The following is a 22696-nucleotide window of genomic DNA, read 5'->3' on the forward strand; positions in this document are numbered from 1 at the left end:
GCCGCGCGTCTGGAGCTATTACAATCATGATCGCTTGCCCCCTTTGATCGAGGTCGAATCCGCCGCGGCGGCGAACGTGATCCGTTCGCCGTCACGCCATCTCCCGCCATCATGCCTGGCGGCCTGCGAAGGCGTCGGCAGTCCGAGACGAAAACAATGAACATGACGAGCATTGAACCGGCGGAAAAAGGTCGACGCGCTTTCTCGCACGTGCTGGAGAAGCTGCGCGAGATGGCGATTTCTTATGAAATCAAGCCCGGCGAACGCCTCAACGAGGTCGCCCTGGCCGAACGCCTGGGCGTCAGCCGTACGCCGGTGCGCGAGGCCTTGCATCTGCTGGCGCGAGATGGCTTTCTGCAGGAAGCTGGACGCGGCTATGTGCGGCGCCAGCTGAACCTCAAAGAGATGATCGACCTCTACGAGACTCGCGAGGTGCTGGAGCTCGCCTGCCTGCAGTTGGCGTTCGAGCGCGCCACCCCGCAGAAGCTGGACGCGCTGGAGGCTTTCCTGGCGGAAAGCCGCAGCAAGTCGTCGGACCTGCCGGTTACCGAACTCGTGCACCTGGACGAAACCTTCCACCAGATGTTGGCGGAGATGTCGGGCAACCTGGAATTGCAGCGAGTGCTGCACAACGTGAACGAGCGTATACGCTTCATCCGCTGGATCAACATGGAGCGCATCGGCCGCGACAAGACCCAGGCCGAGCATGCCGCGATTCTGGCGGCCCTGCGCGCGGGCGATCTCGCCGCCGCGCAGCAGAATCTGCGCAGCCATATTTCCAAGCGCACCGAACAGATCAAAGAATCGATCGCCCAGGGGCTGGCGCGGATCTACCTGGACAACGAAGCGCTTCCCGAGTAGTAAAGGGCTGGCCTCGCGCTGGAGCAACAGCCTTCTAAGCCGTGGGTCACAGGTTCGATTCCTGTCCGTCGCGCACCTCTCCTACTGGCGGGCCGCCGCCGCATACACCTCGATCCGGTTTCGCCCGTTGCGCTTGGCCGCGTACAACGCCTGATCGGCGCAATCCAGCACTGTATCCACCTCCGCGGCATCCTCCGGCCAGAAGGCGACGCCGATCGAAAGCGTAATGTGGCCCACCCCGTCCGGCATTTCGGTGCTCTCGACCGTGGCGCGTATCCGCTCGGCCACGACGGCGGCAATGGCCCGGTCGGCGCCCGGCATCAGCACCAGAAATTCCTCGCCGCCCGCACGAAACGGCAGATCTCCTCCCCGGATGGACTGGCGGATGATCGAGGCCAGGGCGATGAGCACTTTGTCGCCGGTGGCGTGGCCGAACTTGTCATTGACCCGCTTGAAATGGTCCAGGTCCAGGGCCAGCACCGAGAACGGCTGCCGCGTCTTGGGCAGGCGCTGCAATTCCTGCGCCAGGCCGCGGCGGTTCATCAGCTGCGTCATCGCATCGGTCATGGTCTCGGTGCTGAGTGCCTCGATCTTCTGTTCGTGCTGCGCCTGCGCAATCTTCACGGCCTCCTTGAGCAGCTGGGCTTCCGCGTAGCGGCAATCGATGCGATCCAGATCGCCGGGGTCGGTCGTGTTGCCCCGCATGCGGGCGGCCAATTGGGCCAGGGGCCTGGAAATCCACATCGCCGACGCCACCACCAGCGCCAGGCCGAGCAGGGCAGTGGGAATCGAATAGAGCAAAGTGCGTTTGAGCAGCAGGCGCTGCGGCGCTTCCAGCACTTCGACCGGCGTCTGGACGACCACTCCCCATTTCCCCACGGTCATGGGGGCATAGCCGGCGAAGAAGCGCTCGCCCCGATAGTTGGTGATGTCCATGGCGCCGGTCTCCCCGCGGGCCAGCGCCTGGACGGCCTCGCCAGCGAGGTTGCGGGTGCCGATCCGGCTGGTGTCCTGATGAGCAAGCACCAGGCCGGTATCGTCCACGACATAAATGGAAGAGCCGTCGGAATGGAAGTGGTCGCTGAGAAGACGGTCGAACGCGCTCTTGCGCTGCAGGAGTATGACCGCGCCGACCAGGCCGGAAAACTTGCCATCGGCCTGGGCGATCGGCTCCGAGAACGCGACCACCAGCTGCCCGTTGGCCAAACGGTAGGCAAGTACATTGCCCGACTGCCGCGTGCTCGTGGCGTCCAGGCGGTTGAGCGTGTCCAACCGATCGGTGAGTTCCGGCGCGGCCGAGGCAAAGGCCATCAAGCCGTTATCCGCATCCACGATCAAGGCGGCGGTGATCCCATCCGATTGGCTGACCAGACGCTTCACTTCGTTCTCCAGCGCTGCAGGCGAATGGAGCAACGCGGGCGCCAGCTTCGCGCTCACCTGCAACTGGCGCTGGATCGACAGCAGGTATTCATCGATCGAGGCGGCGAGCTTGACGGCGTAGGCACGGTTGGCCTCGTACTCGGTGTGCGTCAATTGCTCTTTCTGCACCATATGGCCGACGATCAGCGCATTCAGGAAGGTTGCGCCGCTGGTCAAGGCCGCCAAGGTCAGGATTAGCGCCAGCAAGGTCACACGCGATGATTTCAAGTTGTCCTCGTCGAACGGGCCTTGCACACTTGATGGAAGATCTCAATTTTTACCGCAGCAGGGTCTGACTCATCGATTGGGCGCCGGCAAAGAGTCGGGTATTCGCAGGTTTGTTGCCGTTCCGCCACACCGTACGACGGGGGAGGATTGCGGTTTCTATTCGAATCCGGGCAGGAAATGCCGCTATCATCTGCGCGGACGCCAGGGCTGCCGCCAGCCTGAAAAAGGAAAGCACCATGGAATTGCGCCGCGCGCAGCTCGTGCCCGAGTTGCTCGTCTCCAACCTGGAAGCGAGCAAGAAATTCTGGATCGACCTCTGCGGATTTTCCGTCGCTTACAGCCGCGACGCGGAAGGATTCGTCTATCTGGATCTGGGCGGGGCCCAGGTCATGCTGGTCGAAGTGCGCGGCGACGGCTATTGGGTGGTCGCGCCGCTGGAGGCGCCGCGCGGGCGCGGCATGAATCTCGAAATCAAGGTGCCTGCCGTGGAACCCGTGCTCGAGGCCTTGGCGGCGGCGCGCTGGCCGCTGTTCGAAGGGGTTTCGGAACGGTGGTACCGCAGCGGCGGCACGGAATCGGGTGTGCGCGAGTTCCTGGTGCAGGACCCCGACGGTTATCTGCTGCGATTTTCCGCCTTGATCGGGGAGCGGCCGTATCGCGGTTAGCTGAAAACCCTTTTCCCACGATACCGTTCCGCTATCGCCACCCCGTTGTTTCTGTATTAGACAAAGCTCCCCGTTGTTCGCAGAATGCGCGCTGAGTTACCTCGCCGCCATTGCGCAGTGATGCGTCAGGCGGCCGCAATAGATTGCCGATGTAGCAAAGCACTCATGACTGCCAACAAAGCGGGGAGACGAAGATGGGCTTTAGCAACAAAGTGAAGGTGATTGCGCTGGCCGCGGGTTTGTCGATGGCGGGGGTATCGCAGGCGCAGTCGCCCAAGCCGGTGAACATAGGCGTGATGACCGACATGTCCGGCCTGTACTCGCAGATCGGAGGGCGCGGGTCGGTGGTGGCGGCCCAGATGGCGGTGGACGACTTCGGCGGCGAGATATTCGGGCGTCCCATCAAGGTGTTGTCGGCGGACCACCTGAACAAGCCCGATGTGGCCGCGGCGCGGGCGCGGGAGTGGGTGGACCGCGACGGCGTGGTCATGATGACGGATGTGCTGGGCTCGGCGACGGGGCTGGCGGTCCAGAATCTGCTGGCGGAGAAGGACTTCGTCATCATGAACACGGGCACGGCGACCTCTGCCATTACCAACAAGAACTGTTCTCCCTACAGCACGCACTGGTCGTACGATACGCAGGCGATCGCCGCGTCCAGCGCCACGGCGACGCTGGCCGAGCAGGGCGACAGCTGGTATTTCATCACGGCCGATTATGCGTTCGGCCACATGCTGCAGGCCGATTCCACGAAGGTGCTGCTCAAGGGCGGCGGCAAGGTCGTGGGCACGGTGAAGCACCCTTTGAATAGCGGCGATTTTTCTTCCTACATCCTGCAGGCCCAGGCCTCGGGCGCCAAGGTGATCGTGCTGGCCAATACGGGCGGGGACGCCACCAACGCGCTCAGGCAGGCCAAGGAGTTCGGCGTCATCGACGCCGGGCAGAAGGTGGTGCCCCTGCTGATTTTCGACTCGGACATCAAGGCCCTGGGCCTGGATGCCGTGCAGGGCGTGAAGTACACCACCGGCTTCTACTGGGATTTCGACGACCGCACGCGTGAATGGTCCAAGCGCTTCTTCGCCAAGCACAACGCGCAGGCCAGCATGGTGCAGGCGGCCACGTATTCGGCGACCTTGAATTATCTGAAGGCGGCCAAGGGGGTGGGCAGTTTCGATCGCGACAAGGTGATGGCGAAGCTGCGCGAGACGCCGGTTGACGATATGTTCGCGCGCAACGCGACCCTGCGAGACGACGGCCTGCTGGTGCACGACATGTACATGGCGCAGGTCAAGCGGCCGTCTGAGTCGAAGAGCGAATGGGATATCGCCAAGGTCATCAAGGTGATATCGGGCAAGGACGCCTTCGCGCCGATTTCGGAAAGCGAGTGTCCCTACCTCAAGAACAAGAGCTGAAAGCGCGCTGTCCGGATTTCGCAACGAGGAGAGAGGCAATGGAGAAGATAGGCTTTATCGGCCTGGGCCGCATGGGCAAGTCGATGGCGCTGAATCTGCGCAAGGCCGGGTTCGACCTGCTCGTGCTGGATATCAACCCCCAGGCCGCGCAGGAACTGGTCGCCGCCGGGGCCATCCAGGCCCGGGACGTGGCGGAGCTGGCGCGCGCGTGCGGCATCGTCATCACGATGCTGCCTTCGTCCAAGGAAGTGGAGGCCGTGGTGCTGGGCGAGGACGGCGTGCTGGCGCACGCCAGGGCCGGCGCGCTGATCATGGACATGAGCACGATCGATCCGCTGGCGACCGACAGGCTGCATGCGCTGGCGACGGCGCAGGACCTGCACTGGGTCGATGCGCCGGTCGGCCGGCTGGCCGAGCATGCCGACCGCGGCGAGTCCCTGTTCATGGTGGGGGCCGGCGATGCGCAGTTTCAGCGCGTCAAGCCGCTGCTGGAAGCGATGGGCACCACGATTTATCACTGCGGCCCGGTCGGTTCGGGCGGGCGGACCAAGCTGGTCAATAATTTCGTGGCCGTTTCGCTGTGCCAGATCAATGGCGAGGCGCTGGCCCTGTCGCAGCGTTTCGGGCTGGACATCACCAAGACGCTGCAAGTGCTGTACGGGACGTCGGCCACCAACGGCCAGCTCCGAATGAACTTTCCCAACAAGGTGCTGATCGGGCGGACCGAGCCGGGCTTTACGATAGACCTGGCCCACAAGGATATGTCCCTGGTGCTGGCCGCCGCGCATGCGTCCAGGGTTCCCATGCCGGTGGCGGCCGCGGTGCACGAGTCGTTCAGCCTGGCGCGGGCGGCGGAATTCGGCGGGCAGGATTTTTCGTGTATTGCCGATGCGCTGTGCCAGTTGGCCCATATCGACCCGGCGCGCGTTCCGGAAGGATGGAAGCCGGGCTGATCGGGTTTTCCCTTTTTCCGTCCTTCAGACAGAGCGAAGCCCCGGATCCGGAGATGGACAGACCGGGGCTTCTGGCCGATTCGCGCTTCCTCAGACCCTTGGCAGGGTTGCTCCCTTCGTACTCGCGTATCGGTTAGAGTCGAGCGTAGTTGCATTGCCGCCGTCTGTCAGTTGACCGATATCAAGAAATGGGCGGCTCAGCGGCCTATCGGTCCTAGAAGGAAAACGGCGCCCGAATCATGAGTTTCAACAGTACCCTGAAGGCCTGGGCCAGGCGGATCAAGCGGGACGGCGTGACGCTGTGGTTCGCGGGCAGGCATCCGGATACGCCCTGGTATGCGAAGGCGCTGGGGATTTTCGTGGTGGCCTATGCGCTCAGCCCCATCGACCTGATCCCGGATTTCATACCGGTGCTGGGGTATCTGGACGACGTGTTGCTGCTGCCGGCGCTGATCTGGCTGGCCATCCGCTTGCTGCCGCCGCCGGTGCTGGCGGACTGCCGGCGCCAGGCGGAAGAATGGATGCAGGCCCGCGGCGCCAAGCCGGCCAGCAAGGCCGGCGCGGCGCTGGTCGTGGCGCTGTGGATCGGGCTGGCGGTGGCCGCGTGGCGCTGGTTCGGCGCCTAGGCCTTGGGCACAGGCCATGCTGAAACTGCAATATCTCCTTTCAGGAGCGGCCGATATGTCTACCCCCGATCCGCAGGTTCCTTCAAGCGAATCCCGCAAGCGCGCCCGCACTCGCAAGGCGCGCGGCCCCTGGGCCATGCTGGCGTTCTGGCTGGCCGCCGTGGCGGTGCTGTTCTTCGTCGGCGTGCTGGTGCAGTGGCTGCAGTAAGCCGCCGGCGGTACGGCGGTTGCTGACAGGCAATCTCATGTCGCCGGCCGCCGTTCCGGGCGGCCGGGCTTACCGGAGATTGCCATGACACGCCTTTCAGAAATCATGACCGCCGAACCGGCCTATCTCACCGAAGGAGAGACCGTGAGGCGCGCCGCCGAACTCATGGCCGACCTGGACGTGGGCGAGCTGCCCATCTGCGACGGCCGGCGCCTGGTCGGGGTCATTACCGACCGGGACATCACCGTGCGCTGCACGGCGCGCGGGGTCGCCCCGGATACCGCCAGTGTGAACGACGCAATGTCGGAACGGCCGATATGGTGCTATGACGACGACACCGTCGAGACGGCCAAGGGGCTGATGGAGAGCGAACAGGTCAGGCGCGTGCTGGTGCTCGACCGCAACAAGCAGCTGGTCGGCGTGGTCTCGCTGGGGGACATAGCGGCCAAGGCCGGGGCGGCGGGCAATACGCTGGCCGAGGTGTCGCAGCCGTCGCAGCCGGCGCGCTGAAGCGGGCGGGGCGGCACGTAGGAGCCGCCCCGGGGCCGCTGCCGCGGCTTACTTCGAGCCGCCGGTGTTGGGGTAGCCCGGAGGCGGCGTGGCGCCGCTGCCGGGCGTGGCGGGTACGTTCTCGTTGGGCTCCCGGCGGCGCTCCGATTTGCCATTTTTCATGTGCTTGTCGGACTTCATCTGGTCATGCCTGTCCAGGTTGGGCGGGTTGGTCGGCGTGGTCGAGCCGGCGTTGGGCGCGGGCGCCTTCTGTCCCGGCGGCACCGGCTGGTTGGGCGGCACGGCGGTGCTGTCGTTCGGCGTGTTGGACGGCGAGGTGGGCGTGGCGGACTGGGCCAGGGCCACGCTCGAGGCCAGTCCGACGGCCAGGGCCAGTGCATGGGTGAGAACTCGGATCTTCATGTGTACGCTCCTTGCGTGGGAATGGTCGGCGAAGTTCCGCAAGCGCCATGCCTGGCCGCGCCAGCGGCGCAGCGTTTTTTGATGCGCGCCATGCGCGGCACGGCGGTTGCTGGTGCGCTGCCCATCTTCGATCCGTCGCGCATTCCCATGGAAACGCCTGCCGTCCATCCCGCCGTTGGCGAGCCGCGCTGCCTGCCCGGCGCCTTCGTCGTGGTTTCGCCGCACCTGGACGATGCGGTCTTCAGCTGCGCCGGCCTGCTACGCGCGCACCCGGGCAGCGTCGTGATCACCGCTTACACAGGCTTGCCGCAAGCCGCGGACATGTCCACCGACTGGGACCGCCGTTGCGGATTCCCGACCGCGGCCGATGCGATGGCGGCGCGCCTGGCCGAGGACCGCTTGGCGTTGGCGCAGGTCGGCTGCATGGGGTTGGGCCTGGGTTTCGTGGATTCCCAGTATGGCGAGCAGCCGCCGGACGGCCAGGCGCAGTTGGCCGACAGCCTGGTGCGCGTGTTGGCGGGGCTGGGCGCGGATCGGGTGGCGCTGCCGCTGGGCCTGTTCCATGACGATCACGTCCGGGTCAGCGACGCGGGGCTGGACGCCTCGCGGGCCTGCCCGGGCCTGTCCTGGTTTTTTTACGAGGATGTGCCTTACCGTAAGCGGCCGGGCGCGGTGCAGGCGCGGCTGGCGCAGCTGCGCGCCCGCGGCGTGGTGGCGACACCCGCGCCGCTGAAGACCGATCTGGCCGGCAAGGCCGACGCGGTGTCGGCCTATGCGTCGCAACTGCGCGGCCTGGGCGGCCTGCCCGACGCCGGCGCACAGGCCGAGAGCTACTGGCGGGTAGCCGGCGGCGAGGAGCCGCGGGCGTGAGCGACCCGGCCGTATCGCCCCGCGTATCCGTCGTGGTGCTGACCCATAACCGCTGCGAGGAGCTGTGCCGCAGCCTGCGCCGGCTGCCCGGCCATCATCCGCTGTTCGTGGTCGACAACGGCAGCACCGACGGGACCGCGGCGCGCGTGGCGCAGGCGTTTCCCCATGCGGTGCTGATCCAGGCCGGCGCCAATCTGGGCGCGGCCGGGCGCAACCTGGGCGTGGCGCGGGTCGCGACCCCTTATGTGGCGTTCTGCGACGACGACACCTGGTGGGCCGCCGGCGCGCTGGAACGGGCCGCGGACCTGCTGGACGCGCATCCCGAGGTGGCGGTGCTCAATGCCGGCATCGTGGTGGGGCCGGAAGAAAGAACCGACCCGGCCTGCGCGGCGATGGCCGACAGCCCGCTGCCGGCCATCGCCGGGGTCGGGCCGGAGCTGACGGGCTTCATGGCGGGCGCCTGCGTCATGCGGACCGCCGCCTTTGTGCAGGCGGGCGGCTATTGGGAGGCGCTGTTCATCGGCGGCGAGGAAGAGCTGCTCGCCATGGACATCATGGCGCGGGGCGGGCGGATCGCCTACGCGCCGCAGCTGCGCGTGCATCATTGGCCTTCGGCGGCGCGGGACCGGCCATTGCGCCGCCGGATGCTGGCGCGCAACGCGCTGTGGACGGCATGGCTGCGCCTGCCCGCGAGGCTGGCGCTGGCGCGCAGCGTGGCGGCCCTGCGCGCGCTGCCGGGCTGGGCCGCCCGGGCGCGGGCCTGCCGCGACGCGCTGGCGGGCTGGCGGCTGATCCGCGCCCGTCGCCGGCCGCTGGACGCGGCCGTCTGCGAGCGGCTCGAACAGGTCTGGCGGGGACGGATTCCCCGGGAACGCGACTTGCGCGCGGCTCGCGCCACGCGGCGCTAGCGCCTGCCAAATGGAGGATGCCCATGAACCCCATACCCCTGGCCGCCTACTGGGAGCGCGACGCGGCCGCCCAGGCCGTGCGCCTGGCGCTGCCCATGCTGGAGGCCGCGCGCGCCGACCCGCGGGTCGGCGAGAGCGGTTTTTTCCATGTGGTGATCATGAATCCGCTGGCGCGCCCCGGCGCCTGCGATTTCGCCGACGCCATCCTGTACCAGGAAAGCATCGGCGATCCTGAACAATGGGACGCCGACTACGGCGCCTATGCGCGCGGCAAGGCGCGCCTGAGCTGGCGCACCGGCCTGTCCAGCCATGAGGTCCTGGCGCTGCGGCCGCACCTGCTGCACGCCAAGGACACGCGGGTCTGGGGCAGCGTGGCGATGGACGGCATCGTGGTCGCGGTCAGCGGCGCCAATCCGTGGTTCGACGAGGCGTTCGCGGCGGCGGTCGCGCATTTGTTCAAGGCGGTGGTCCAGGGGCGCCAGGAGCAGGGCTGATCCTGCCCGCGGAATGGCGTTTGCTGGCCCGGCGCGGATCGCCCTGGAGGCCGCGCCATGAACCCACCCGAGAACAACGACCCGGACTTCGCCCGCAAAGAGGTCACGCGCAGTATTGCGCGCGCGCTGTGGAAGTACCGCCGCCGCACGGCCGCGGCGGTGGGGCTGCTGGTGGCGGCCAAGCTGCTGATGGTGCTGGTGCCAGTGGTGCTCAAGCTGATCGTGGATACGCTCGGCGCGCCCGGCGCGCTGACGCTGCCCGTGTTCCTGCTGCTGGGCTACGCGCTGATCCGCTTCGGCGGCAGCGTGTTCACGGAGCTACGCGACGTGGTCTTCGTGCGGGTGGCGCAGCGCACCGTGGCCGATTTCACCGTGCGCGTGTTCGAGCAGCTGCAGCGGCTGGGGGCGCGCTTTCACGGGGCGCGCCAGACCGGCGGCCTGGCGCGCGACGTGGAGCGCGGCACCGCGGGCGTGGGTTTCCTGCTGGGCACGGGGCTGTTCACGCTGCTGCCCACGCTGATCGAGATCGTGTCGGTGGTGCTGATCCTGGTGATGGGATACAGCGTCTGGTTCGCGCTCATCGTCACGGTCACGTTCGTGGCGTATTTCAGCTACACCACGGTGCTGGTGCGCAAGCGCGTCGTCTACCAGCGGCGGCTCAACGAGCTGGACTCGCGCGCCAGCGGCAGGATGGTGGACAGCCTGCTCAATTACGAGGCGGTCAAGGTCAACGCCAACGAAGCGCTGGAGTCCGAGCGCCTGTCGAAGGTGCTGCGCGAATGGACCGACGTCGGCATCCGCAACCAGCGTTCGCTGTCGCGCCTGCACGTCGGCCAGAGCGGGATCATCGCCTGCGGCGTGGCGGCGGTGATGCTGCTGGCGGGCCAGCAGGTCGTCAGCACGCAGATGAGCGTGGGCGACCTGGTGCTGGTCAACGCCTACATCATCCAGATCTGCCTGCCGCTGAACACGCTGGGGCTGATTTTCCGCCAGGCCAAGGAGGCCTTCGTCAACGCCGAGCGCGTATGCGACCTGCTGCGCTATCCGCCCGAGACCGGCGACGACGCGCGCCTGCCGGCGCTGGAGCCGGGCGCGGGCGAGATCCGCATCGAGAACGTGGGCTTCGGCTACCAGCCCGGACGCCAGATCCTGTGGGACATCGACCTGGCGGTGCCGGCGGGCACCACGCTGGCGGTGGTGGGCGGCAGCGGTTCGGGCAAGTCGACGCTGGCGCGCCTGCTGCTGCGCTTCTACGACGCCGACAGCGGCCGCATCCTGATCAACGGCCAGGACCTGCGCACCGTGAACGTGCGCAGCCTGCGGCGGGCGCTGGGCATCGTGCCGCAGGACACGCTGCTGTTCAACGAGACCATCGCCTACAACATCGCCTACAGCCGGCCCGAGGCCACGCGCGACCAGATCGTGCAGGCCGCGCGCGGGGCGCGGGTGCACGATTTCATCGAAAGCCTACCCGACGGCTACGAGACGCCGGTGGGCGAGCGCGGCGTGAAGCTGTCGGGCGGCGAGCGCCAGCGCATCGCCATCGCGCGGGCGATCCTGAAGAACCCTTCCATCCTGGTGTTCGACGAGGCCACGTCGGCGCTGGACACGCGCACCGAACGCGCCATCCAGGCCGAACTGGAACGGCTGTCGCGGGGGCGCACCACGCTCATCATCGCGCACCGTCTGTCCACCATCGTGCATGCGCACAACATCGTGGTGCTGGACCGCGGCCGCATCGTCGAGCAGGGCCGCCACGACGATCTGCTGGCGCGGCAGGGCATGTATGCGCAGATGTGGGCGCTGCAGCGCCAGCAGTCCGCGCTGGATGAAGCGCGCGACCGCGAGACGCGCCAGCCGGTCAACCTGATGGCCGTGGTGGCCGGGGTGCTGGACGCGCTGCGCGACGCCGCGCAGCAGAAGGGCGTCAACCTGTACACGCTGATCGGCAGCGAGGCCGCGCGCATCACGGGCGATCCCAGCTCCTTGCAGCAAGTGGTGTGGGACCTGTGCCTGCACGCCATCGCGGTCACGCCGCCGGGCGGACGGATAGAAATCCGCCTGCACCGCGAAGGACCGATGACGCGGCTGGCCGTGACCGACGGCCGCACCGCGCGCGCGGACGAAGAACCGCCCGCCGAAACTGACGTTGCGCTGAACGTTCCCGATTCCATCCGCGCCGCGGCCGCGCTGGACCCCGCGCAGCTGGCCGCGCGCGTGCAGCGCCAGGGTGGGGTCTTCCACAGCGTGTCCGCCGCCACCGGCGGGTTGACGTATTCCGTGGACTTTCCGGTGCGCGCCGTGGAGCCCGCGGAGATCCGCCCCGACATGCATCTATCGACCTTGCAGGACGCCTACGTCATGGTGGTGGACGACCAGCCCGAAGCGCGCGAGATGCTGGCCGAAATACTGCGCGACAACGGCGCGCGGGTGGCCGAGCACAAGGATGGCGAGCAGGCGCTGGCGGCCTTCGAGGCCTTGCCGGTGGAGCAGTGGCCGCAGGTGCTGATCTGCGACCTGACGCTGGGCGACATCGACGGCTACGAAGTCGTGGGCCGCATCCGCGCGATGGAGGCCGAGCGCGGCGCGGCGCTGGCCCACCGGCTGCCGGCCATCGCGCTGTCCGGCCACGTCAGCCAGGAAGCGCGGCTGCGCAGCCTACTGGCGGGATTCCAGGTGCATCTGTCCAAGCCGGTGGACCCCAACGAATTGCTGGCCACGGTCGGATCGCTGCTGCCCGCGAGGCGGTCGGGCACTTCTTACACGCGCGGGTAAGAAGTGCCGGGTACATCGCGCGGCCGTCCATCGCGCCCGCACAGAACCGTTTCGGCACATCACTTGCTTCTCTCCGATGCGTAAGCCTGCCAGCCGCCCGGCGGCTCGCGATTTCGCAACAGGGAGAAGACGATGAAGCAAGATCCAAGGCAAGCGCCGTGGCACGACGCCGACGACTACGACAGGGACCCCGGCCGGGAAGCGTCCCGCGGCGGCCCCTATCGGCCGGCTTCGCAGCGCGGATGGCGGCCAAGCGAGCCGGACCCTGACCGCGACCGCGACCGGTCCGGTCCCGCCGGACGCCGCGAGCCGTGGCGCGATCCGGCACCGTCCTACGGCTACCAGGGCGAAGGCACGCGCAGCCCCGGCGCCCGCATGACCCGAGGCGGCCTGCGCAGCCGCAGCGCCGATCCGGGGCAGAGCAGCTACGGCGGCTTCAGCCGCGAAGACCCCTCGTTCCAGCGCCAGCAGGTCTACGGTTCGCGCGAGCCGTCCTATAGCGGGCCGACTTCCTACGGCGACGAGGAAGGCGGTTATTACGGGGACCGTCCCGTATGGGAAGACGAGCCCGATCTGTCGTTCGAGACCGCCGAGCGCGGCGGCTATGACCGCGGCCTGCAGGCCTGGCGCGACCGCGGTTCGCGGCGTATCGACCCCAAGGGCTATGTGCGCACCGACGAACGCGTGCGCGAAATCGTGTGCGAGTACCTGGCCCACAGCGGCCTGGACGTCAGCGACGTTTCGGTCAGCGTGTCCGAAGGCTGCGTGACGCTGGAAGGCACCGCGCCCGACCGCCGCACCAAGCATCGCATCGAAGACAGCGTGGACGCCTGCCCCGGCGTGCGCGACGTCGACAACCGCATCCGGATCGCCAGCCCAGGAGCCGCATCATGAAGAAAATCGCCCTCATCAGCGAACACGCATCGCCGCTGGCGGTCGCCGGCAGCGTGGACAGCGGCGGCCAGAACGTCTATGTGGCGCACGTGGCGCGCGAACTGGCGCGCGCCGGCGTGCAGGTCGACGTGTTCACCCGCAAGGACAATCCGGCGCTGGAGCCCGAACATGCCTGGCTGCGCAATGTGCGCGTGATCCATGTGCCGGCCGGGCCCGACACCTATCTGCCCAAGGAGCAACTGCTGCCGCACATGGACGCGTTCTCCGACTATCTGATGCACTACTTCGGCGCCCAGGCCCGCAGCTACGACGCCATCCACGCCAATTTCTTCATGTCGGCGATGGCCGCGCTGCCGGTTTCGCAGCGCTACGGCATCCCGCTGGCGGTGACCTTCCATGCGCTGGGCAAGGTGCGCCGCCAGCACCAGCAGGAGGCGGACCTGTTTCCCGACAGCCGCTTCGACATCGAGGAAGAGATCATCCGCCGCGCCGACCGCATCATCGCGGAATGTCCGCAGGACCGCCGCGACCTGATGGAACTCTACGGCGCCGACCCGCGCCGCATCGCCATCGTGCCCTGCGGCTACGACGCCGCGGAGATGATGCCGCAGACCCGCGCCAGCGCGCGCGCGGCGCTGGGCTGGGACGACGGCGCGTTTACGCTGCTGCAGCTGGGCCGCATGGTGCCGCGCAAGGGCGTGGACAACGTGATCCGCGCGCTCGGCCGGCTGCGCCGCCGCCACGGCGTGGACGCGCGGCTGTGCGTGGTGGGCGGCAATACCGACGACGCCGACGAAACCGCGACGCCGGAGATCGGCCGGCTGCGCCGCATCGCCGAAGAGGAACAGGTGGCGCCGTGGGTGGAATTCACCGGCCGCCGCCATCGCGAAGCCCTGGCCACTTACTACAGCGCCAGCGACGTGTTCGTGACCACGCCGTGGTATGAGCCCTTCGGCATCACGCCGGTCGAGGCGATGGCCTGCGGCCGTCCGGTGGTGGGTTCGGACACGGGCGGCATCCGCAGCACGGTGGTGCATGGAAAGACCGGCTTTCTGGTGCCGCCGCGCGACCCCGACAGCCTGGCCCGCCGGCTGGCCGAGCTGGCCGTGGATTCGACGCTGAGGGCGCGCATGGGCGAGGCCGGCAGGCTGCGCGCGCGCCGTCTGTACACCTGGAAGCGCGTGGGCGAGGATCTGCTCGCCATCTACCGGCAGATGGAGCCGGGCGCGACGCAGGCGCTGCGCCACGCCGCGCGCATCGCCGCCTGAAGGAGGCCGACATGCATGAATACGAAACCCTGGACGGACGCGTGGTGCTGGTGACCGGCGGCGGCAGCGGACTGGGCGCGGCCCTGTGCGAGATGCTGGCGCGCGAAGGCGCGCGCGTGGCGGTGGCCGATATCGACGAGCAGCGCGCGCACGCGCTGGCTTCCCGGCTCAAGCAGGACGGCGCCGACGCGATGGCCTGCATCATGGACGTGGGCGTGGTGGCCGACGTGCGCGAAGGACTGGACGCCGTGGTGCGCCAGTTCGGCAAGCTCGACGCCATCGTCAACAGCGCCGGCGTGGACGTGACGGCGCCCATCGATCAGCTCGACGCGGACGTCTGGGAGCGCGTGCTGCGCACCAACCTGACCGGCCCGTTCCTGATGGCCAAGCTGGGCAAGGACCGGCTGACGCCGGGCGGCCATATCGTGAATATCGCGTCCACGGCGGCGCGCCGCGCCTGGCCCAACGCCAGCGCCTATCACGCCAGCAAGTGGGGCTTGATGGGCCTGTCGCATGCGCTGCACGCCGAATTGCGCGGCGCCGGGCTGAAGGTCAGCGCGGTGATCGCCGGCGGCATGCGCACGCCGTTCCTGCTGGACCGCTTTCCCGACATCGACACCGGCACCTTGCAGGACCCGGCCAACGTGGCGCGCGCCGTGCGCTTCGTGCTCACGCAGCCGGGCGAGACCGTGGTGCCGGAAGTGATGGTGCTGCCCATGAAGGAAACGTCATGGCCCTGAGGCCCGCCGTATTCCTGGACAAGGACGGCACGGTGCTGGCCGACGAGCCCTACAACGTCGATCCCGGCCGCATGGCGTACGCGCCGCAGGCGTTCGCGGGCCTGGCGCGCCTGGGCGCGGCCGGCGCCGTGCTGGTCGTGGTGAGCAACCAGCCGGGCGTGGCCAAGGGCCTGTTTCCGGCCTCGGCGCTGGAGCCGGTGCACACCCGGCTGGCCGCCATGTTCCGCGCGGCCGGCGCGCACCTGGACGGGTTCTATTGGTGTCCGCACCATCCCGACGGCGTGGTCGAGGGCTACGCCGGGGCCTGCGATTGCCGCAAGCCGCGGCCCGGGCTGCTGTTGCGCGCCGCGCGCGAACTCGGCCTGGACCTGCGGGCGTCCTGGCTGATCGGCGACATACTCGACGACGTGGAAGCCGGCAATCTGGCGGGCTGCCGCAGCATCCTGCTGGACGTGGGGCACGAGACCGAATGGCGCGCCGGCCCGCAGCGTGTGCCGTTCGGCCGCGCGCCCGACCTGGATGCCGCCGCCCGCATCGTGCTGGCCGCCGCGGCCGGGGAGGCCTGAGATGGCCTGGGACTGGAGCGAATGTCCGCACGTGCTGTGCGTGCGGCTGGACAATATGGGCGACGTGCTGATGTGCAGCCCCGCGCTGCGCGCGCTCAAGCAAAGCGGCGCGCGCCGCCTGTCGCTGCTGACTTCCACGGCGGGGGCGCGGCTGCAGCCGCACCTGCCCGACGTGGACACCGTGCTGGCCTACGACGCGGCCTGGATCAAGAACGACACGCAGGGACGCGAGCAGGACGAGCGCATGATCGCGCGGCTGCGCGCGCTGCGTCCGGACGCGGCGGTGATCTTCACCGCCTACAGCCAGAGCGCGCTGCCGGCCGCGCTGCTGTGCCATCTGGCCGGCGTGCCGCGCGTGCTGGCCCACAGCCGCGAGAATCCCTACCGCCTGATCACGGAATGGGTGCGCGAGACCGAGCCGCAGGCCGGCATCCGCCACGAAGTTCGGCGCCAGCTCGACCTGGTCGCCAGCATAGGCGCGCGCTGCGCGGACCAGCGCATGTCGTTCCAGGTGCGCGCCGAGGATCGCGAATCGCTGCGGCACAAGCTCGACCACGAAGGCGTGACCGAGACCGGCGGCTGGATCTGCGCGCATGCCGGGGCCAGCGCCGCATCGCGGCGCTACCCCGCGCAGCAGATGATGCAGGCGCTGGTCGGCCTGCGCGCCGAAGGCCGCCGCGTGCTGCTGCTGGGCGGGCACGAGGACCCGGCGCTGGAGGATGCGCTGGCGCACGCGCGCCGCCTGCTGCCCGGCCTGATCGACCTGTCCGGCCGCCTCACGCTGGGCGAACTGGGCGCGGCGCTGGAGGCGGCCGCCGTGCTGATCTGCAACAACAGCGGTCCGGCGCACGTCGCGGCCGCGCTGGGCGTGCCCGTTGTGGACCTGTACGCCCTGACCAATCCGCAGCACACGCCCTGGCAGACCCCCGCCCGGGTGCTCAACCGTGACGTGCCTTGCAAGTACTGCTATCGCAGCGTCTGCCCCGAAGGCCACCAGGCCTGCCTGGCGGGCGTCGAGCCGTCCAGCGTCGCCGAGGCGGCGCGCGAACTGATGGCCGCGACCGGCAGGGCGCGCGCCGCCCAGGAGGAATTCCCATGTTCACTTTAGGCATCAACGCGGCCTACCACGATTGCGCCGCGGCGCTGGTCGCCGACGGCGTCGTGCTGGCGGCGGCCGAGGAAGAGCGCTTCACCCGGGTCAAGCACGGCAAGCGCCCGGTTCCCTTCACCACCTGGCAGCTGCCGTACTACGCCATCGACTACTGCCTGTCGGCGGCCCACATCAACCTGCGCGACGTGGATCACATCGTGTATTCCTACGATCCGGCGCTGCTGGCCGAAGGCCTGCCGCCCGGCGCGGACATCAGCCTGCCGCTGGAGCCGTCGCGCGCCGGCGCGGGCGAGGAAGGCAAATCGCCCTGGGACCCGCTGTTCCTGTCGTACCTGGTGAACGCGCCGCGCCAGCTGCTCGACGGCGCGCCCCATCACCTGAAATCGCCTCGCTTCGACGGCCTGACGCTGCAGCACATCATGGACCGCTGGGTCTACCTGGACCATCACCTGTCGCATGAGGCCAGCGCCTTCCTGGCCGCGCCCTGCGCCGAGTCCGCGGTGCTGACCATGGATGGCCGCGGCGAGCGCACGACCACCAGCTACGGCAATTTCAGCAACGGCGAGTACGCGCGGCTCAAGCAGATCGATCTGCCGCATTCGCTCGGCCTGCTGTACGAAGAGGTCACCAGCTATCTCGGCTTTCTGCACTCCAGCGACGAGTACAAGGTGATGGCGCTGGCCTCTTTCGGCAAGCCGACGCTGCGCAAGGAGTTCCGCGAGATCCTGCAGCTGGAGGAAGAGGGCGGCTACTCGCTGCATCCGGCGCGCCTGGCCGAGCGCTTCGGCCCGCCGCGGCGGCGCGGCGCGCCCTTCGAAGAGCGCCACAAGAACATCGCCAGTTCGCTGCAGTACGTGCTGGAGGAAACCGCGCTGCACATGGTCCAGTGGCTGCACGAAAAGACCGGCGCGGCCAACCTGAGCATGGCGGGCGGGGTGGCGCTGAACTGCGTCATGAACGCGCGCATCGCGCGCGACGGCCCGTTCGACAGCGTCTGGGTGCAGCCGGCCGCGGGAGACGCCGGCACCGCGCTGGGCGCGGCCCTGTACGTGGACTACCACCGGCGCGGCGGCAAGCGTGAATGGACCATGGAGCACGCGTACCTGGGTCCGTCCTATCCGGACGAGGAGATCGAGCGCTTCCTGTATGCGTCGCGCCTGGACTTCCGGCGGCTGGACGACGTGGCCGGCGAGGCCGCGGCCCTGCTCGCGCAGGAGAAGATCCTGGGGTGGTTCCAGGGGCGCATGGAGTTCGGGCCGCGCGCGCTGGGCGCGCGCTCCATCCTGGCCTCGCCGCTGGACGGCGCCATGCAGGCGCGGCTCAACGGGCTGAAGGACCGCGAGGACTTCCGCCCGGTCGCGCCGGTGGTGATGGAAGAGCGCGCGGCCGAGTGGTTCGACGGCCGCGGCGGCTCGATCTGCGCGCCGTTCATGCTGTTCGTCTATGACGTGCTGGCGCACCGGGCGCAGCAGATTCCGGCGGTGCGGCACATAGACGGCACCGCGCGGGTGCAGACGGTGCGGCGCGACCAGAACCCGCGCTACTACGACCTGCTGGCCGCGTTTGAGCGGCTGACCGGCGTGCCGGTGCTGGTCAACACCTCGTTCAACACCCGCGGCGAGCCCGTGGTCTGCACGCCGCGCGACGCCGTCGAATGCTTCTGGACCTCGCCGCTGGACGCGCTGGTCATCGGCCCCTACCTGATCGAGAAACCCCGATGAACCGCGTCCCCGCCCAGCCCCTGGTATCGGTCGTCGTGCCCACGTACAAGCGGCCGGACCTGCTGGCGCGCTGCCTGGAGGCCCTGGCGCGCCAATGCTACTGCCTCGACGACTACGAAGTGCTGGTGTGCGACGACGCGGCCAGCAGCGCCACCGAGCGCCAGGTCGGCGAACTGCGGCAGGCCTGGGGCAACCGGCCGGCGCTGCGCTACCTGCCCGTGACCGGCACGCGCGGCCCGGCCGGCGCGCGCAACCTGGGCTGGCGCAGCGCCAAGGCGGAGATCATCGCGTTCACCGACGACGACACCATCCCCGAGCCGGAATGGCTGGGCAACGGCGTGCGCGCGCTGGCGCCGCAGCTTGCGGCCGTGGCCGGCGCCACCGAGATGCCCATCCCCGACCCGCCCAGCGACTACGAACGCGACGCGGCCGGCCTGACCCGTTCCGAATTCATCACCGCCAATTGCTTCGTGCGGCGTTCGGCGCTGCTGGCCGTGGGCGGCTTCGATCCGCGCTACGCCATGGCCTGGCGCGAAGACTCCGACCTGCATTTCGCCTTGCTGGACCACGGCCTGAAGGTGCGGCGCGAGCCGCGCGCGCGGGTGCTGCATCCGCTGCGCGGCCAGCGTTTCGCGGCCGGGCTGGGCATGCAGAAGAAGGCCATGTACGACATGCTGCTGCGCCGCAAGTATCCGTCGCTGTACCGGCGCCGCATCCGTTCGACGGCCTGGCGCTATTACCTAGTGGTGGCGGCGGCCTTTGTTTCGGCCGTGGCGCTGGCCGCGCTGGGCCATGCGCAGGCCGCGCTGGCGGCGGCGGTGCTGTGGGCCGGGCTGAGCGTGAATTTCTTTGTCCGCCGCCTGCGCGGCACGCGCCGCGGCGTGCGCGAGGTGATCGACCTGGCCGTGACGTCGGCCTGCATTCCGCTCTTGTCGATCTGGTGGCGCTGCGTGGGCTGGGTCCGCTACGCGGGCGTGCGCAGCGCCGGGAGGCGCGCATGACGCCGCTGCTCGATCCCGCCTCTCCGCCGGCCAGCATCGCGGTGTTCCGCGCGCTGCAGCTGGGTGACATGTTGTGCGCGGTGCCCGCCCTGCGCGCGCTGCGGCGCGCATTTCCGCACGCGCACGTCGCGCTGGTGGGGCTGCCCGGCGCGCGCGACTTCTGCGCGCGCTTCCACGCCTATGTGGACGAACTGATCGAGTTCCCCGGCATCCCGGCGTTTCCCGAGCAGCCGGCGCGGCCGCAGGCGCTGCCGGCGTTCTTTCGCCGCATGAGCCGCAGCGGCTACGACGTGGCCCTGCAGATGCATGGCAGCGGCGCGCGCTCCAATCCGCTGGTCGAACGCCTGGGCGCGCGCCGCTGGGGCGGCTTCGTGGCCGAGGCCGCCGCCGAGATCCCCGGCCAGCGTCTGGCCTGGCCCGACGGCCTGCCCGAGCCGCGGCGCTATCTGGCGCTGCTGCGCCATCTGGGCCTGCCGGCCGAGGACGACGGCCTGGAGTTTCCCATCGGCGAAGCCGACCGGAACGAGGCGCGGCGCCTGCTGCGCGAGCACGCGCTGGACCCGGCCAGGCTGGTGCTGATGCACGTGGGCGCGCGCCTGCCGTCGCGGCGCTGGCCGCTGGAGCGCTATGCGCAGGTCGCGCAGGCGCTGGCCGGGCAGGGCTGGCAGGTCGCGCTGACCGGAACCGAGGCCGAACGCGGCATGACCGCCGAACTGCGGCGGCGGGCGGGCGTGCCGCTGGCCGATCTTTGCGGCGCGACCGCGCTGGGCGGCCTGGCCGCGCTGGTGGCCGGCTGCCGTCTGCTGGTGTGCAACGACACCGGCATCTCGCACGTGGCCGCCGCGGTCGGCGCGCGCAGCGTGGTGATCGCCTGCGGCAGCGACGCGGCGCGCTGGGCGCCGCTGGACCGGCGCCGCCACGCGGTGCTGGCGGCCGACGCGCCTTGCCGGCCGTGCGCCTACGAAACCTGTCCGATCGGCCATCCCTGCGCCCTGGCCGTGAGCGTGCCGCAGGTGCTGGCCTGCGCGCGGGCGCAACTGGGAAGGGTTGAACCATGATGCCGACAACAACGCCGCGCGCCGCGCGCCGCCTGCGCATCCTGACCTGGCACGTGCATGGCAATTACCTGTATGCGCTGGGCCACGTGCCGCACGATTTCATCGTGCCGGGGCTGCCCGGCGGCCCGCCGGGCTATGGCGAACTGGGCCGGCGCATCCCGTGGACCGGCAACGTGGTCCAGGTGCCCGCGCAGGACCTGCGCTCGCTGCGCTTCGACTGCGTGCTGTACCAGTCGCGCCAGAACCTGGACGACGCCCGGCTGCTGCTGGACGACGAGCAGCGCGCCTTGCCCTGCGCGTATCTGGAGCACAATCCGCCGGCCCCGCATCCCACCGACAGCGTGCATCCGTTTCGCCACGCGCGCGGCCTGATCGTGCACGTCACCCCGTACAACGCGGCGATGTGGGACTGCGGCGACATGCCGGTGCACGTGGTCGAGCACGGCGTGCCGCCGCCCGCGGCGCACTACGACGGTTCGCTGGCGCGCGGCGTCGTCGCCATCAACCATCTGGCGCGGCGCGGCAGGCGCATCGGGCTGGACCTGTTCGAGGACATGCGCGCGCGCACGCCGCTGGACCTGATCGGCATGGGGGCGGAGGAACTGGGCGGCCTGGGCGAGGTGCCCAATATGGAAGTCGGCGCCTTCATGGCGCGCTACCGGTATTTCTTCAGCCCGATCCGCTACGCCAGCCTGGGGCTGTCGCTGGTGGAAGCCATGCTTTGCGGCGTGCCGGTGGTGGGCTTCGCCGCGACGGAACTGCCCACCGTCATCAGAAGCGGGGAGAACGGCTACGTGGACACCCGTCCCGAGCGGCTGGCGCAGGCGGCGCGCGCGCTGCTGGAGCAGCCAGAACTGGCGCGGCAGTGGGGCGCCCGGGGCCGCGAGACCGCGCTGGCGCGATTCGGCATGGAACGATTCGTGTCCGACTGGGTGGACGTCTTCGATACGATCCTGGAGGCTGCATGATGGACGATACTGTACGGACCGGCCGCGCGCTGGTCGCCGGCGGAGCCGGCTTTCTGGGCTCGAACCTTTGCGCCCGCCTGCTTGCCGACGGCTGGGAAGTGGTGTGCGTGGACAATTTCCAGACGGGGCGGGCGCGCAACCTGGCCGGCTTCGCCGACCAGCCGCGCTTTTCGTGCCTGCGGCATGACGTGGTCGAACCGCTGGCCGGCATCGAAGTCGACCGGATCTACAACCTCGCATGCCCGGCCTCGCCGGTCCACTACCAGGCCGATCCGCTGAAAACGCTGCGTACCTGCGTGCTGGGCTCCATGCAGCTGCTGGAGCTGGCGCGGCGCTGCGGCGCCCGCGTGCTGCAGGCCTCGACCAGCGAGGTCTATGGCGACCCGCTGGAGCATCCGCAGCGCGAGGGCTACTGGGGCCACGTCAACCCGATCGGGCCGCGTTCCTGCTACGACGAGGGCAAGCGCTGCGCCGAGACCATTTTCATGGAGTACGCGCGCCACGAAGGCGTGGTCGTGAAGATCGCGCGCATCTTCAACACCTACGGTCCGCGCATGGCGCCGGACGACGGCCGCGTGGTGTCCAACTTCATCATGCAGGCGCTGGCCGGCCAGCCGCTGACCATCTATGGCGACGGCACGCAGACGCGCTCCTTCTGCTATGTGGACGACCTGATCGACGGCCTGGTGCGGCTGATGGAAAGCCCGGCCGAGATGGCGCGGCCGGTCAACCTGGGCAATCCGGCCGAACTGACCATGCTGCAGATGGCGGACATGGTGCGCGTGCTGACCGGCGCGCAGGTGCCGCTGGTGCACCGCAACCTGCCGGTGGACGATCCGACCCAGCGCTGCCCGGACATTTCGCTGGCGCGGCGCTGCCTGGGCTGGTGGCCGCGCGTCGACCCGGCCGAGGGCATCGCGCGCACGGTGGCGTACTTCAGCGCGGAACGGGAGCTGACGGCGCGCGCGCGCCGCCGGCCGCCGGACACGGCGGCGTGGCGGCAGCTGTACGCGCCTGGTTCCCTGGCGCGCCGCTAGG

The 22696-nt window shown here is 69.3% G+C and carries 23 protein-coding genes; 21 read left to right on the plus strand and 2 right to left on the minus strand.

Going from position 1 to position 22696, the window contains the following annotated elements; genetic code table 11:
* Positions 1 to 156: 156 nt before the first annotated feature.
* Positions 157 to 861, plus strand: a complete 705-nt coding sequence (locus A6B37_RS24490; RefSeq protein ID WP_111827167.1) for a GntR family transcriptional regulator — start codon at positions 157 to 159, stop codon at positions 859 to 861.
* An 81-nt stretch (positions 862 to 942) separates the two neighbouring features.
* Here A6B37_RS24490 and A6B37_RS24500 read toward each other — a convergent pair whose 3' ends face one another.
* Positions 943 to 2508: a sensor domain-containing diguanylate cyclase gene (locus A6B37_RS24500; protein WP_146748021.1), complete on the minus strand. Its 1566-nt coding sequence runs from the start codon at positions 2506 to 2508 to the stop codon at positions 943 to 945.
* 236 nt (positions 2509 to 2744) lie between these two features.
* Between A6B37_RS24500 and A6B37_RS24505 the strand changes: the two genes are divergently transcribed.
* The 6 genes from A6B37_RS24505 (at position 2745) to A6B37_RS24525 (ending at position 6882) form a co-directional block, all read left to right on the plus strand.
* Positions 2745 to 3173, plus strand: a complete 429-nt coding sequence (locus tag A6B37_RS24505; protein ID WP_102772688.1) for a VOC family protein — start codon at positions 2745 to 2747, stop codon at positions 3171 to 3173.
* A gap of 194 nt (positions 3174 to 3367) precedes the next feature.
* Positions 3368 to 4585, plus strand: coding sequence for an ABC transporter substrate-binding protein (locus A6B37_RS24510; RefSeq protein WP_111827169.1), 1218 nt, complete (start codon positions 3368 to 3370; stop codon positions 4583 to 4585).
* Complete coding sequence (locus A6B37_RS24515) at positions 4489 to 5538, plus strand: NAD(P)-dependent oxidoreductase (RefSeq protein ID WP_111827205.1); 1050 nt, start codon at positions 4489 to 4491, stop codon at positions 5536 to 5538. The genes A6B37_RS24510 and A6B37_RS24515 overlap by 97 nt, the downstream gene beginning before the upstream one ends.
* A gap of 239 nt (positions 5539 to 5777) precedes the next feature.
* Entirely contained in the window at positions 5778 to 6164 is a 387-nt protein-coding gene (locus A6B37_RS24520; RefSeq protein ID WP_111827170.1) for a YkvA family protein, read from the plus strand.
* 55 nt (positions 6165 to 6219) lie between these two features.
* The gene (locus A6B37_RS26135) at positions 6220 to 6372 is read left to right on the plus strand and encodes a hypothetical protein (RefSeq protein WP_168202325.1); all 153 of its coding nucleotides are present in this window, start codon (positions 6220 to 6222) and stop codon (positions 6370 to 6372) included.
* Positions 6373 to 6456: 84 nt separating this feature from the next.
* Positions 6457 to 6882, plus strand: a complete 426-nt coding sequence (locus A6B37_RS24525; protein ID WP_111827171.1) for a CBS domain-containing protein — start codon at positions 6457 to 6459, stop codon at positions 6880 to 6882.
* 48 nt (positions 6883 to 6930) lie between these two features.
* Here the strand turns inward: A6B37_RS24525 and A6B37_RS24530 are convergent, their stop codons facing one another.
* On the minus strand, positions 6931 to 7284 hold the full coding sequence (locus A6B37_RS24530) for a hypothetical protein (RefSeq protein WP_102772683.1): 354 nt from the start codon (positions 7282 to 7284) through the stop codon (positions 6931 to 6933).
* Between the two features lie 81 nt (positions 7285 to 7365).
* Here A6B37_RS24530 and A6B37_RS24535 point away from each other — a divergent pair, with 81 nt between their 5' ends.
* From A6B37_RS24535 to A6B37_RS24600, 14 genes are all read left to right on the plus strand, one after another.
* Positions 7366 to 8154, plus strand: coding sequence for a PIG-L family deacetylase (locus tag A6B37_RS24535; RefSeq protein ID WP_168202326.1), 789 nt, complete (start codon positions 7366 to 7368; stop codon positions 8152 to 8154).
* A complete protein-coding gene (locus tag A6B37_RS24540; RefSeq protein WP_111827173.1) occupies positions 8151 to 9062 on the plus strand; it encodes a glycosyltransferase in 912 nt (303 codons plus the stop codon). Before A6B37_RS24535 ends, A6B37_RS24540 begins: the two co-directional genes overlap by 4 nt.
* Before the next feature lie 17 nt (positions 9063 to 9079).
* Positions 9080 to 9556, plus strand: a complete 477-nt coding sequence (locus tag A6B37_RS24545; protein ID WP_102772680.1) for a hypothetical protein — start codon at positions 9080 to 9082, stop codon at positions 9554 to 9556.
* Positions 9557 to 9613: 57 nt separating this feature from the next.
* Entirely contained in the window at positions 9614 to 12331 is a 2718-nt protein-coding gene (locus tag A6B37_RS24550) for an ATP-binding cassette domain-containing protein (RefSeq protein WP_111827174.1), read from the plus strand.
* A gap of 132 nt (positions 12332 to 12463) precedes the next feature.
* On the plus strand, positions 12464 to 13225 hold the full coding sequence (locus A6B37_RS24555; RefSeq protein ID WP_102772678.1) for a BON domain-containing protein: 762 nt from the start codon (positions 12464 to 12466) through the stop codon (positions 13223 to 13225).
* Positions 13222 to 14493, plus strand: a complete 1272-nt coding sequence (locus tag A6B37_RS24560) for a glycosyltransferase family 1 protein (RefSeq protein ID WP_111827175.1) — start codon at positions 13222 to 13224, stop codon at positions 14491 to 14493. Before A6B37_RS24555 ends, A6B37_RS24560 begins: the two co-directional genes overlap by 4 nt.
* Before the next feature lie 11 nt (positions 14494 to 14504).
* Entirely contained in the window at positions 14505 to 15233 is a 729-nt protein-coding gene (locus A6B37_RS24565; protein ID WP_102772676.1) for an SDR family oxidoreductase, read from the plus strand.
* A complete protein-coding gene (locus A6B37_RS24570; protein ID WP_102772675.1) occupies positions 15224 to 15799 on the plus strand; it encodes an HAD family hydrolase in 576 nt (191 codons plus the stop codon). Before A6B37_RS24565 ends, A6B37_RS24570 begins: the two co-directional genes overlap by 10 nt.
* A 1-nt stretch (position 15800) precedes the next feature.
* Positions 15801 to 16907 carry a glycosyltransferase family 9 protein gene (locus A6B37_RS24575; protein ID WP_111827176.1) on the plus strand — a complete coding sequence of 369 codons (1107 nt, stop codon included), beginning with the start codon at positions 15801 to 15803 and terminating at the stop codon, positions 16905 to 16907.
* On the plus strand, positions 16895 to 18631 hold the full coding sequence (locus tag A6B37_RS24580; RefSeq protein WP_111827177.1) for a carbamoyltransferase C-terminal domain-containing protein: 1737 nt from the start codon (positions 16895 to 16897) through the stop codon (positions 18629 to 18631). The genes A6B37_RS24575 and A6B37_RS24580 overlap by 13 nt, the downstream gene beginning before the upstream one ends.
* A complete protein-coding gene (locus A6B37_RS24585; RefSeq protein ID WP_111827178.1) occupies positions 18628 to 19632 on the plus strand; it encodes a glycosyltransferase family A protein in 1005 nt (334 codons plus the stop codon). Before A6B37_RS24580 ends, A6B37_RS24585 begins: the two co-directional genes overlap by 4 nt.
* Complete coding sequence (locus A6B37_RS24590) at positions 19629 to 20690, plus strand: glycosyltransferase family 9 protein (RefSeq protein ID WP_111827179.1); 1062 nt, start codon at positions 19629 to 19631, stop codon at positions 20688 to 20690. Before A6B37_RS24585 ends, A6B37_RS24590 begins: the two co-directional genes overlap by 4 nt.
* A complete protein-coding gene (locus A6B37_RS24595; RefSeq protein WP_246842569.1) occupies positions 20687 to 21658 on the plus strand; it encodes a glycosyltransferase family 4 protein in 972 nt (323 codons plus the stop codon). Before A6B37_RS24590 ends, A6B37_RS24595 begins: the two co-directional genes overlap by 4 nt.
* On the plus strand, positions 21658 to 22695 hold the full coding sequence (locus tag A6B37_RS24600; protein WP_102772871.1) for a UDP-glucuronic acid decarboxylase family protein: 1038 nt from the start codon (positions 21658 to 21660) through the stop codon (positions 22693 to 22695). The genes A6B37_RS24595 and A6B37_RS24600 overlap by 1 nt, the downstream gene beginning before the upstream one ends.
* Position 22696 lies beyond the last annotated feature (1 nt).

The organism is Achromobacter sp. HZ01 (assembly GCF_003267925.1).
Taxonomy (GTDB): Bacteria; Pseudomonadota; Gammaproteobacteria; order Burkholderiales; family Burkholderiaceae_B; genus Achromobacter; species Achromobacter pulmonis_A.